Genomic DNA, 12,263 nt, shown 5'->3' on the forward strand with positions numbered 1-12,263 from the left:
TGTTGAGGCAGGCCGGAACCATCGAAGCACGGGCGCAACGCGATCCCGTCAGTTCACTGAAATATATGGGGATTTTGAATCCGTCTCGCCGAGAGCGAAGGGCGGGTGAAAAGAGACGGTGAGCGGGCGGAGACCGATCTCACGCGTCTGGCCAGTCTCCGAAGGGCTGATGTTACCTGCAAACCATTTTTCGCATAAAGAAAAAGCCCCGCGAGGGACCTGGTCAGCCCGCGCCGCCAGCGCGGCAATGAAATCTGGATCACCCGTGCCGATGAGGTGAACGGCCTGGACGCGAATGGCACCTGCGATTTCAACAACTGCACGGTGACTGTCACGCTGGCTGGGCGCGGGCCTGCGGCCGGGGAGCGGGTCAGCATCCTGTTCTAGTCTAGAACGGCGAGCGGCTGATTCCGCGGCCAGCGGCAGTCAGGGGCTGATGAGCAATTACAGCACCGCCGGGATGGGGCCGACCAACCTGTTCGACCATAACCTGCGCCGTGCCGCATGGGTCGAGATCGGGTTTGGCGGCATGCAGCACCGCTTCAATCTGGCAGGATCGGCGGCGGCTTTGGATGCGATCAAGCCGTATCTGAGTGGCGGCGCGCAATAGCGGTCAGATTCTGGCAGGAATCGCTAACAACCTCATTCGGTGCGCCACTTTATCCACTTTTCAATGCCGTAGCGGCATATGTCCGCTCGCGTTCTTCCATTGCCTGCCATTCCTTTCCGGTTGAACGGGCGTAGAGGGCACCGACAGCGCGGCTGTCGAGACGCTTCGCTTTCGTGTATCGTGCTGCAATTCGGCTTAGAACGGGCCAGTCGGCAAGCGTGTGCATGACAGCATGCTCGAAGCTGTGAACCGGACGCCAGTCATCATGGACAGCCTGAAGACGCAGCCAAATGTCCGCGCCATTACCGCACAGCGCGCCGATACCGGTGGCTGCCTCCTCGGTGATCGGACAGGTTTCATTAAGGATTCCGGCCAGTTCCGCTATTTCCACCCCCACATTTTGCGCAAATTCGGCAAGCGTCAAATCGAGATGAGGAAATACATCTTCGCGCAGGATCTCGCCGGGATGAGCTGGCCTGTGATAGGATGGTGTTATCATAACCGACTTCCCCTGAACGAATTGAACCCAAGTATTTCAACCCGCAACTGAACACTACCCGAGGCCCGGAATATGGCAACCACGACTTGAGACTCAGCATTTGAACCGGCGCTCAATCTCCCTTTGACCGCCGCCAATCTAACAAATAACATTTTGATTTCAGTTAGATAGCAGCTAATGGTGGTAAAGTTTATTGCTGCGAAGTGATTCGTTATGTGCCATGGTGATTCGCGAATCACCTGCTGGAAAACTTGCCATGAACGATTGCTGTCATGAGATGTTGCGAGCCCGCTTGAGAATCGCAGGCTCTAGCTTCAGCGCAATTGCTCGTGAGCTGAGTATCACGCCCTCATCGGTCAGCCTTGTTTCACAAGGCCACCGTAGGTCCGCAAAAATTCAGAAGGCGATTGCCCGCAAACTCGGGACCACGCCAGAAGCTCTCTGGCCTACCCGCTATACGAAGGAGATAAATATGACCCCGTCCTAAAGTAAAGGGCCCTGAAAGCGCCAACTTTCAGAGCCCTGCTATGGTTTGTCGATTCTTACCGCGACAAGCTAAGCATCCCAAACCTCGCATGCGAAGTCAAGGATCGGCGCAGCCTGCGTCGACCACTAGATTCGTGTTGCCTGCGCTCATCGTGATCGCCCGAGTTCATGGGCGATCACCTGTCAAAACTTGCCAGGGATGTGACATGAACCCCTTCTTCCGTTTTCCCGTGCTGGCCGAGGCCAGCCGTATCGTTCCGGCGCGCTCAAAGGCGAGTGCGCGCGTACAGGTCGTTGATGTGCGATCTTTTTTGCCCCGCCCTGTCATCAGCAGGCTTGAATCTGCACTGGAAGCCCATTGCTGGGATCAGCTGGTTGCGAACCCCGACATTCGTGAGGTGCGGGCGCAACCCCCTGCCATCAGCTACGTCGACACGCGGGGCAAACACGTCACTCATCATTTCGATTTCTTGGCGAAACATGCCGACGGCACCACGAGTGTCGTGGCCGTTCGTCCGCTGGCGCGCGTGCGCAAGTATCGCTTCGAAGACACGCTGAGGCTCATCGCCGCGCAACTGCCCAGATCATTCACGACACGGGTCGTGCTGTTCACCGATGCGGACGTGCCCCGACAGACAATCGTTCCGCACGCTCCGACGACACGTCTGATTGAGCGCGCCAAAGAGCTGGGCGCGCCCGCTGTCTCCCCTTTCTCCCACATGATGTTCGCTTGAGGGGGCCGCGATGAAACACAGCGATTTTAACCGCCTCGACCTTATCATCTTGGATGGTGCCGAATATCGGCTTTCTTCGCACGATAGTGACGGCATTGTCATGGTTGGTGTAGCGGCACCGCACATTACCCGCAGCATCACACACAGTGAATTAGAAGAGCTGCTCCGCAGTCCCCGCTTCCGTTATGTCGCAAAAGGAGCGTCACGCGCGGTCGCTGAGCGGGGACTGATCGGTTTACCAGAGCATTTCCGTGACCTCCCGGAAGCCAAGCAAGAGACAGCGCTGTGGAGGCAACTGTATGTAGAAGAACTGCTGCGATACATCGACGCCGGTCTCAGCAAGTGCAACGAACCATCCGTAAATGTCATTCTGCCCGCCATAATTGGGGCCGTGGAGATGGCGATCCGCAAACGCCAGCGCGGACCCGTCAAGCGCGCGGGGCGCAAAGAGGCCCTGAACACACCGCCATGCGCCAAATCGTTGCTCACTTGGAAACGAGACTACGTGAACAGCGGTTTTAACATCATGGCATTGGTTCCCCAAACGCATCGCTGCGGGAACAAACGTCACATGCTGCCCGGAGAACGCGCCGCCTTCGATGCGCTGATCGCTGAATATGCTTCTCCGCTTCGCCCGAGCATCGACGGCATCCACGAGAGGGCGATAAACCTTTATGCGGATTTCAATCGAGGACGTGCGGAACAGCACCTGCCCAAACTGCAACCGCCGTCCCGCTCCTCGGTCTATCGTGCGATCAGGCAGATGGACCCCTACCAGACCTATCTTCAACGTCATGGCGTGGATGCCGCCAACAAGAAATTCGCCCTGATTGAATATGGCGTGCAGGCGCTGCGGCCGATGGAGCGGGTCGAGATCGACGAATGGGATATCGACCTCATGACTTTAGTTTCCGATGCAGGTCTGCTTGGCGAGCTGACAACGCAGCAGGTCACCGCCATGGAAGTAACGCGCCTGGTCGTCTGCGTTGCCATCGACTGCGCCACGCGCTGCGTTGTTGGCCTCACCCTGTCCAGATCGACCAGCTCGCAAGCGGCTATCCGGACGCTGGAAATGGTTACGACCGACAAAACTACCATTGCACTCAGTTTAGGCTGTCGGGCGGGTTGGCATCAGGGAGGGCGCCCAGAAACCATCGCCGCCGACATGGGATCCGCTTTTGTCAGCGAAGATTTAAAGATCGCCTGCGCGGGATTGCATGCGCGCCTGATGAATCCGGCTGGCGGCGTCGCTAAACTCCGGTCTCGCATTGAGCGCCTGTTCGGCACGTTTTCATCGCATTTCGTGAGCCGTTTCCGTGGGAGGACATTCTCAAACCCCGTACAGCGGGGTGATTACAATGCCGAAGCCGAAGCCTCCCTCACCGATAAGGACCTGCTGGGGGCATTTGTCACCTATATCGTCGACGTCTATCATCAACGCCCTCATGCTGGTCTTCAAGGCGAAACGCCCGCCGATTGCTGGGACCGACTTGTCGACAAATATGGCCTGCCTACACCGGTAGATGCGATGGATCGCCGGGCCATCTTCGGTGTGGAGCTTGAACGCAAAGTTTCTGGTCGCGGCGTGCGGGTGTTCGGCGCGGATTATGCCTGTGACGAATTGCGCGACGCTTATAAGCATCGCCATCGACGGAAAGTGCGCCTCCGGTTCGATCAGATGGACCTCGGATGGATCGCTGTCGAAATCGACGGGACTTGGTATCCGGCCCATGACCTGTCCGGTGCGCTGTCGGGAATATCATTCTACCAATGGTCGGCTTTTGCCCAAACCGTCATGAGGCATAATCGCGAACGCGCGGCAGTTTCGGCGGAAATTTTACACGACGGGTTGCGCCGTCTCGATCAGCTCTCGACCGGTGCCGCCAACGCCGCGCAGCTTGGACGGATGAAGTATTCCGCTGAGGAAATCGACAAGGCAGAGGAAAAGCTCGGCCTTGGACTGCACCTGTTACCCGCAGTCTCCGCGGATCAGCAGCCAAGCAGCTCGGGATGGTTGCAAAGTGGGTTCGAGGTTGGAAGTGACGATAACGACGATACCGATGCACCCCCTGCACCGGAAGATCCTCCTGCCGGCGGCACCCAACCGTCGCGTAGGAGCTGGAGGTTCGAAGATGACGAGTGACCTACGCACATCTCCGGACCAGATCGCGCGCGTCGCCGTATCTTTGCGCAAACACTTCGTGGCCCATCCGGGCTACGAAACCGTCAGACGGATTTTTGGTGAGATCATGGATAAGCGGCAGGCCGAACTGGACCTTGGCCTGACCGCTGAGGGCCGTGGAATCGCGGTCATCGGGGAATCCGGCAGCGGCAAAACTACTGCCATCCAAAGGATTTTGCGTCGAATTGACACCTCGGGCACCGAGCCCGGCGAATTTCGCTGGATCTCTATCCGGGTTCCAACGCCCGCCACCCAGAAGGATCTGGCTCGCGCAATTCTGCATGCACTGGATTTCCAGTTGCTTCGCGACACCACAGCTTCGCGCATGTGGGAGCTGGTCAATTTTCACCTGCAGTTGAGGAAATGCTGGCTTATCCACCTTGATGAGGGGCAGGAGCTTGGCGGCCGGGGGTCGGACGCAGAGAAGGCGGGGGTGATCAACGCCTTGAAAAGCCTCATGCAGATCCCTTCGTGGCCGACCAATCTGGTTGTCAGCGGAACCCCAGAGCTCCATGAACTGCTGACCCAAGACCCCCAGCTATCACGCCGCTTTTTCATCACCCGCTTTCTTCCGGTAACCGAATTCGACGCCCGCGATGATGTTGCCGAGTTGGTAGCCGGGTATGCAGGACTCGCGAACCTGCCACTTGCACCGGATCTCGCGGATGTGGAGTTCGTACCCCGCTTGCTCCATGCGGGGCGCGAACAGTTCGGCATCGTGGTCGAGCTGATCATCGGCGCGATTACCTGCGCCCTGGCTGACGGACACCCGGCGGTCGGCATTCAGGATTTCGCGCGGTTCTACGCCGAACGCACCGGTGAAGGCGCGCTCCGGAACCCCTTCCTTGTGTCGGACTTCCGGAGTGTGAACACCGGACGCGCACCGCTTGAACCCGTACTTTCAGCAGGCTCGCAAGGGCGGTCTCGCAAGCCAAAGGGGAAGCGGTGAGATGATCTTTCCTGCCCCGCACACGCGAGAAACCGTCGCTTCCTATGGATACCGCATCGCCCGCCTGTCAGGCCTCTCATCGCTTCCCGAGATGGCCTATCTGTTCGATCTGGACCTCCGCGCCTTGCTGATGGGGGACAGGCACAGCGTCGAGCGTCTGGCCAGATATGCAGGCTGTGACCCGGCCGCTCTCAGCAATGGCGCGCTCGACGCCAGCAATCCCCGACGGCTGCAGCTCGGCGCCGATCCCCGGAACAAGGTCATGTGCGCCAAGGATCGCTTCCGATTTTGCCCGGCTTGTCTGGGTAACTTAGCAGATGGAAATCTAAGAGCAGCTTGCCTTGCTCGCACGGATTGGCTGATCGATGCGAACCACGTTTGCGCCGAGCACGAGATCCGTCTGATGACGATAACCCCCCGCAAAGCTTCGCGCATCCAGCCGGATCTGTCGTCTTTGGTCTTGCAGCTGACGGCAGCACAGAAGGCAATGTGGCAACCTGATCGCCCCACCTCGATGGAGTGCTATATATCAGAGCGGTTGGGCGGGATGCATGCAGGCCGATGGATCGACGATCTTCAGCTCGATGTCATCATCCACACGGCGGAAGTGTTTGGCGCGATGGCTTCGCGTGGCGCCAACGCAAGCTGGCAAGATATTTCCGCTGACGAGCGCCGGGCACATGGATGTATCGGAGCAGACATTCTGATTGAGGGGCCAGCGACCGTGAAAGAATTTCTACACGATCAGATTGGGCGAGGTCGGCATGGCAACGATTATCGCAAGGCCTTCGGAAAGGCATTTAATCAGTTCTACTTTCGAAAGGACCAACCGGCTTACCGGCCGATATGCGAAGTCATGGCGGAATACGTAGGCGAGAATTTCCGTTTCACCGGGCAAGAGAAGGTTTTCGGAATCCTGACGCGTGGCATTCAGCCGACAACGCTGCGCTCCCTTTGCAAGCAGCATGGCATTGGAACGAAGATCACGGCACTGGTGCTGAAAGCTCAATACGACATTCGAGCCGGGGAAAGCCACATTGTCGATCCTGCGCTGATCGCTGAGCTTGCACCAAAGCTCAAAGACCTACTCAACGCTCAAGATGCCGGGCGTCACCTGGGCATATGTGTCGAGGTCTTGCGGACGCTCATTGCGGACCAGCTTTTGCTGCCAGATTTCCGGTTCAACAATAGAATGATTGGGTTCAGGCCAGAGACTTTGGATGCATTCCTGGGCACCTGGATGGCTCCAGCAAGAATTCGAAAGACACGCAAGAAAATGTCTTGCAAACCGTTGACAATCTTTGCTCGCGCACACCGGACGCGCACATCTCATGTACTTCTGGCGGCTGATGCCGCTCAGGTTAACTTCACCTACGATCGCAGGAAACAGGGACTCGGCGCATTGGGCATCGCGGAGAAGGACTCAGCTGCGGTATTGGAAAGGTTGCGCATTTTCCCCGGAAATAGGGCTGCGCTGGCGTCAACAGCCTCAACAGGACTGAAAAACCATGGCAAGATTCAGTAAAGGTCGCAGGTCTCAGCGCTCCTTTGGGGAGCTTTCCCGCCGCCGGCAGCGCGACGCCTTCGTTCAATTGCGGTGGCGGATCCTGCGCGATATGCCGCGCTATGGCGGTATATTCACCAGTCATCAAACGCTGGATGAGCCCGGACGACCCGATATCTATAATCAGTGGTTCGATTTCCTGTTCCTCGGCGTGGATGGCCACACCATCTGGAATGCAGAGATCATCACAGGGCAGATGGCATTCTGGGACCAAGTCAGCCAACTGGCTTGGGAGCAAACCCAGTCCTTGCTGACAGAGGCCGAATTTAACGCAGAGTTTAGTTGGAAAACCGTGCCGATGCCTTCTGTGCATGGCCAGAAAATGCATCGGGTTATTTTTCCCGAACCGCGTCGCTATGTCTCCCTCGACGGCCTGACGGTACGAGAGCACCAGGAACGCACAGCATCGCAGATTCTGAAAGATTCCCCGCCAGATATCTATGAGTCCTTTGAAATTGATCGTTCGTACAGCTACGGGATAGGACTGCATATGGTGGTGAATGCGCCGGTCATCGACCAAGGTATCATTGAGCGTGCTGTCCATACATTCCGAGAGCGTGGCGAGGGCGAATGGGTCAGTACGGTCCCTATTCCGCGCAATCATCTGCCGATGCAGACCGAAGCTAAGGCAATGGCTCCATACCGGGACTGAAGCATTTTGCCCTGTCAGCTGGTTGGACCGGTGGTATGTATGCAAGAACGAAGCATTGCAATCGCATCAGAGCCAAGCGCTTGGGCGTGCCGGGATCCATCAGTGCTTTCCCGGCACGCCCGCCTCATATCATGACTGACGTCAGGCCAGTCACGCGGCCGGCGAAAATTCGAACCAGCCTGGTGGGCTCCGAGCGGGTTCGCCACCATTCCCACCACCGCGCTCGATCCGCCCCACAGTGCGGCGTCTCCTGCGGTCCCCGCGCTTGATTTGGGTCCGGGTCCCCATCGGTCGTTGAAGCGTGGTCAGGCAGCCGCCTCTGGCGGCAGCGTGGATGTCATGTCAGCGATCACTTGGAATTCGGTCAGAAACTCGGGGCGATTATGCATCAGATAGCGCACTATCCGTGCGTTCCCGAGCAACTTCGCCAAGTAGCCCTTGATGATGGTCAGATGCAGGTGATCCTGACCGTAAGTCTCCTGGATAGAGGTGATCGCCTCCTGAAGGCGCGCCAGCTCGTTTTCCATCCGAGCCATTGCCTCGGGTGAGATGCCCTTGAGACGCTTGGGTTTTGCGCCCTCCATCAGCTGTGCCTGAGGGGTTCCGGCCAGAATCGCAGAGGCATAAGCTGCCGAATAGTTATTGGCATTAACGAGCAGTTCGGCGGCTTCGACTTGGCGCAGCGGCTTCATCTTCCTGAGGGTTTCGAACACCACCATGGGACAGGGCTTGTCCTTGAGGATGGCAATTGTCTCGTCACTGATTCCGTTCAGCATGCGGAACTTGCGGCGGACGGTCTGGGGATTGATGTCCAGCGCTCTGGCGATTTTTTCTTCAGGTACGCCTCGTTCGATGGCGCGGCGGATCATCCTGTGTTCCTGAATCGACGACAACCGGCTGATCCGCTTATTATAGGTGAAGGCTTCGTCGTCGGTGGAAATCAGACACTCAACTGATTCAATACCGAGATCCTTCAGCACTTCGATACGAACATGCCCATCCAGCAGAAGGAAGGTACCCGGATTTGATGGGTCGCGAGCGACCACAGGCGGCTCCACAAGGCCAACTTCGCGGATCGAAGCGGCGATCTGCTGGTACTTTCTGCTCGATTTTGTTGCTTTCCTAAGCGTCCGAACCGGCAAAAGAGCGTTGACGGGCAGCGTCACGCATGCGTCCTCAAAGCTGTGGAGGACGGCGTCAAAGTGGCAGCGATCCTTTCGCGTCATGGGTTCGTCCTCGATTGCTCTGCCAGATATGTGGGCATAGCTTCGAGATTTTCCGCGCGCAGCAGCGTCAGGAAGTTCTCATCGCTCCGCAGCGCACGGAACGCTTCCGCAACAAAGAGGATCCGGCTCTGGGCCAGTTCGGACTTCTTGATCATCACCTTTTGGCGGTCAGCTTCCTGCCGGTAGGCTCGTACGAGGGCATCACTGGTTAAAGGACGCTCGCTACGGTTAACCTTGCGGCCGAAAGGCGTTTCATCGATGCGCCGACCTTGCCGCTGGCGTCTCTCAAGCAGGCGCCGCACAGCCGTCAGCTTTTTCCCACGCAGCTTCTTCTCGGTATAGGCATCCATGAGGGCACGCTGAGCCCCTTCGTCATCAGTTTTGGAAATCTCGATCGCGAGATTTAATGGCATGATTCCGGTTTCGACTGCTGATACGAGGCGCTGCTCGCCGCGCTCCAGCAGTCCGGCGATCATGTTAACGTATTCGGAACTGACCCCGATTTTGTTGGCAACCTCGCGGTCGCTATAGCCGCGTTGCCGAAGGGTGCCGATTTCCTGCATCAGATCGATCGCGCGATGCTGGCGCCTGGCGCAATTCTCGACGAGGCTCATGACTAGGCAATCACTCTCGTCGGCATCGATTACGATGGCGGGGATGGCGTCCTGCTTCAGTTCGATAAAGGCTTCGAGCCGCCCCTGACCGCAGACGAGATCGTATTCTGCTGGCTCTGTGTCCGCGCGCCGGGTCACGGTGATCGGGCGCTTGAGGCCGATCCGAGCGATGCTCTCGATCATTTCCTCGAATGTTCGCCGGTTGCGCACACGTGGATTGAGAATCCGTATCATGTCGGTTGGGATGAGGGTCACATGCTTGTAAGCATCGGTCGGGATGTCGTCGGGCATCAGGCCACCTCCGCAAATCTGGCCCTTCCGGCCATTGATAAGAAGAAATCGAGCGTGTCGAAGCGATAGGCATCGAGAGACAGGCCGTTTTGCTCGGCGAGCCGCAGCCGATCCGCGGTCATGTCGATGCTCGGGAGGACGTAATAGTCGCGTGGCGCCGCGTTCAGTTCGTCCATGCGTATGGCGATGGTGATGTCCGGCAAGAGCCCCGTGTCGAGGCGGATGCGCCAGCGCAGCGAGCCTGCCGCGGTCTCGAAGCATCGCGACAGCACGACCGATACCGTGAATTCGCCGTTGACGGTCAGAAGCTCGGTCCGGGGATCCTGAACGGCGCTGCCACCAGCGTTTTCGATTCCAGCAATCACGTCGGCAACGATCTGTGGATGAGCCTCGCGGAGCTTGCGGTTGATCTCGATGTATCGGTAGTCCCGGTCGGGCTGATAGCCGACCATTTCATAGGCGCGCAGTAAGCTGCCGAACCGGGACCGGAACGCGCTCGATGACGGCGTGTCCTCGTGCTCATCAATGACCAGCCCGGACAGAAAGCCCTTGCTGGCCAGCAAAGCTTGAAGCGCGTCCAACAGCTCCTTATCGGAAAGATGGCAACTGCGGGTATCGACAATTTCCCGGGCGCGCAGGAACAGCGCTTCATCGACGATGGCCGGATAAACACCTTCGGCGCGTATCCACATTTGGCGCGGGTTTACCACCCGGTGCTGTTTCAGCTTGAAGGAAATCTTGTTGAAGACGTTATTGCCGATGTATTTCTCACTGGTCAGCACCTGATGGACCGTCGCCCGCGTCCATGGCCGGTCAAGATCGGTGCGAAGTCCGTCGGCGTTCAGAGTATCCGCGATTTCCCGCTCGGATCGGCCGTCTTCTACGAACATGCGATAGATGCGTCGAACAACCTCCTGTTCGTTCTCGGGACCGGGAACCAGAATGACCCTGTCGGTCTGGAGGCTTTTCTGCTCGCCGCGCGACAGCTTGCCCTTGAGATTACCGCGTTCGTCGATCAGCACCCGGCGCAATCCGTATCCGGGTGCACCGCCTTGGCGAAAGCCGAGTTCGACAAGGCGGCACTGGCCCGCGAAGACCTTTACCGACAGCTCGCGACTGTATTCGCCCGCCATGACCCGTTTGACGGTTTTCAGCAGATTCGAGCCGATGCTGCCGTCATTCTCGAACTGCTCGCCGCAGTAATGGACGCGGATCCCGGCGCGCGAGCAGACATGCTCGTGATACGCGCCTTCGTCGGCATCCTGAAACCGGCCCCAACGGCTGACGTCATAGACGAGGATCGCCTTGAAATCAGCATAACCCGTTTGAACCTCGGCCATGAGATTTTGCAGCGCCTCGCGACCGTCAAGACGAAGCCCGCTCCGACCGGAATCCTCGAAGACGCGCAGGATCTGGAGCCCACGATCCGATGCATATTTGCGGATGACGTCGAGCTGGTTCTCGGTCGAGTATTTCTGGTGGTCGGTCGACATCCGGACATAGGCGACCGCGGGCACATCCATCTCGGGCGGCATCTCGCTCTTCGCGGAATTGATCGATGATCGACTGCTCAAGCGCCTTTTCCTTACTATTCAAAGCAAATTCATCCAATTCGCGCGAAGATTCGGTTGGATTCCCTCATCCATGTAAAGCGAGGGAGGTCGGAATGTCGTTTCCGAAAAAGGGCAATTTCTTTCCAGGCGAAAGCAGGTATGCTGGGGGCGGTCAGCATTTGGCGGACAATTGGTTCGCAGATGAAATCGCATCAGCCCTGAAGCGATCCCTCGGAAACGCTCGGGCGGGGGCAAAGGTCGTTGCCTCTTGGACCGGTGCTAACGAAAAGACGGTGAAAAACTGGTTCGCCGGCAGATACGGTCCGAGCGGAGAGCATCTGGTCGCCTTGGCGCGGCATTCTGATGAGGTGTTGGGAATTTTCCTGGCGATGGCTGGACGGGAGGGGCTGATGGTAGGTATGAAGCTCGCGGCTGCGGAACAGGCAATCGAGGAACTCCTCGCGGCAGTCCGCCGGTTGCCGGCCGGAGACTATACCGATCCATCGCATGTCGCGACGGACTTTACCGTCCGCAAATGATACCTAGGACCTCGGGATGCTGATGAGGTGGACTTGAAGCGATCCCACGCGGATGACAACGCAGGGAGGACGCTGTGAACGCCAAGCTGAAAATGGTTTGAAAGGTAAGCCAGCCAGACGCGTGCGATGCACTTAAAGTGAAACAAAAGGCAGCCGGCAAAAAACGTACTGGCCAAAGCTACTGGAATCGTTCAAGATTCTCAGGAGAACAAAGCAAGACTTGGTGAAATTTCAAATCGGTTGTGTGGATTGCCACTAAAGTCTTCCTCAAGTGGCCACTATTCTTCCTTTGCGGCAGGAAGGCTGACGTAAGGCTCGATGAGTTTCCGCTCACGCCTCCAACCGAAGTTTCTATCTGAGACAG

The 12,263-nt window shown here is 57.8% G+C and carries 12 protein-coding genes; 8 read left to right on the top strand and 4 right to left on the bottom strand.

What is annotated here, in order from left to right:
- The first annotated feature begins 436 nt into the window (after positions 1 to 436).
- Positions 437 to 610 carry a hypothetical protein gene (locus JJJ17_RS19405; protein WP_200689421.1) on the top strand — a complete coding sequence of 58 codons (174 nt, stop codon included), beginning with the start codon at positions 437 to 439 and terminating at the stop codon, positions 608 to 610.
- Positions 611 to 659: 49 nt separating this feature from the next.
- On the opposite strand, the gene JJJ17_RS19410 is transcribed toward JJJ17_RS19405, so the two are convergent.
- The gene (locus JJJ17_RS19410) at positions 660 to 1,109 is read right to left on the bottom strand and encodes a HigA family addiction module antitoxin (RefSeq protein WP_200689423.1); all 450 of its coding nucleotides are present in this window, start codon (positions 1,107 to 1,109) and stop codon (positions 660 to 662) included.
- A gap of 277 nt (positions 1,110 to 1,386) precedes the next feature.
- Here JJJ17_RS19410 and JJJ17_RS19415 point away from each other — a divergent pair, with 277 nt between their 5' ends.
- The 6 genes from JJJ17_RS19415 (at position 1,387) to JJJ17_RS19440 (ending at position 7,676) form a co-directional block, all read left to right on the top strand.
- Positions 1,387 to 1,596 (top strand): helix-turn-helix domain-containing protein, encoded by a 210-nt coding sequence (locus JJJ17_RS19415; protein ID WP_234464225.1) that lies wholly within the window; start codon positions 1,387 to 1,389, stop codon positions 1,594 to 1,596.
- Positions 1,597 to 1,801: 205 nt separating this feature from the next.
- The gene (locus JJJ17_RS19420) at positions 1,802 to 2,329 is read left to right on the top strand and encodes a hypothetical protein (RefSeq protein WP_200689425.1); all 528 of its coding nucleotides are present in this window, start codon (positions 1,802 to 1,804) and stop codon (positions 2,327 to 2,329) included.
- Positions 2,330 to 2,339: 10 nt separating this feature from the next.
- Positions 2,340 to 4,472 carry a Mu transposase C-terminal domain-containing protein gene (locus JJJ17_RS19425; protein WP_200689428.1) on the top strand — a complete coding sequence of 711 codons (2,133 nt, stop codon included), beginning with the start codon at positions 2,340 to 2,342 and terminating at the stop codon, positions 4,470 to 4,472.
- The gene (locus JJJ17_RS19430; RefSeq protein ID WP_200689436.1) at positions 4,462 to 5,460 is read left to right on the top strand and encodes an ATP-binding protein; all 999 of its coding nucleotides are present in this window, start codon (positions 4,462 to 4,464) and stop codon (positions 5,458 to 5,460) included. Before JJJ17_RS19425 ends, JJJ17_RS19430 begins: the two co-directional genes overlap by 11 nt.
- Position 5,461: 1 nt before the next feature.
- Positions 5,462 to 6,985 carry a TniQ family protein gene (locus tag JJJ17_RS19435; protein ID WP_200689438.1) on the top strand — a complete coding sequence of 508 codons (1,524 nt, stop codon included), beginning with the start codon at positions 5,462 to 5,464 and terminating at the stop codon, positions 6,983 to 6,985.
- Entirely contained in the window at positions 6,969 to 7,676 is a 708-nt protein-coding gene (locus tag JJJ17_RS19440; RefSeq protein ID WP_200689439.1) for a hypothetical protein, read from the top strand. The genes JJJ17_RS19435 and JJJ17_RS19440 overlap by 17 nt, the downstream gene beginning before the upstream one ends.
- A 305-nt stretch (positions 7,677 to 7,981) precedes the next feature.
- Here the strand turns inward: JJJ17_RS19440 and JJJ17_RS19445 are convergent, their stop codons facing one another.
- The 3 genes from JJJ17_RS19445 to JJJ17_RS19455 are packed head-to-tail and all read right to left on the bottom strand — an operon-like array spanning position 7,982 to position 11,342.
- Positions 7,982 to 8,902 carry a plasmid partitioning protein RepB C-terminal domain-containing protein gene (locus JJJ17_RS19445; RefSeq protein ID WP_200689440.1) on the bottom strand — a complete coding sequence of 307 codons (921 nt, stop codon included), beginning with the start codon at positions 8,900 to 8,902 and terminating at the stop codon, positions 7,982 to 7,984.
- A complete protein-coding gene (locus tag JJJ17_RS19450; RefSeq protein ID WP_200689441.1) occupies positions 8,899 to 9,807 on the bottom strand; it encodes a plasmid partitioning protein RepB C-terminal domain-containing protein in 909 nt (302 codons plus the stop codon). The genes JJJ17_RS19445 and JJJ17_RS19450 overlap by 4 nt, the downstream gene beginning before the upstream one ends.
- Positions 9,807 to 11,342 (bottom strand): recombinase family protein, encoded by a 1,536-nt coding sequence (locus JJJ17_RS19455; protein ID WP_200689446.1) that lies wholly within the window; start codon positions 11,340 to 11,342, stop codon positions 9,807 to 9,809. The genes JJJ17_RS19450 and JJJ17_RS19455 overlap by 1 nt, the downstream gene beginning before the upstream one ends.
- Before the next feature lie 131 nt (positions 11,343 to 11,473).
- On the opposite strand from JJJ17_RS19455, the gene JJJ17_RS19460 reads away from it, so the two are divergent.
- Positions 11,474 to 11,899: a hypothetical protein gene (locus JJJ17_RS19460; protein WP_200689442.1), complete on the top strand. Its 426-nt coding sequence runs from the start codon at positions 11,474 to 11,476 to the stop codon at positions 11,897 to 11,899.
- The last annotated feature ends 364 nt before the right edge of the window (positions 11,900 to 12,263 follow it).

Source organism: Paracoccus caeni (assembly GCF_016629665.1).
In the GTDB taxonomy this organism is placed as follows: Bacteria; Pseudomonadota; Alphaproteobacteria; order Rhodobacterales; family Rhodobacteraceae; genus Paracoccus; species Paracoccus caeni.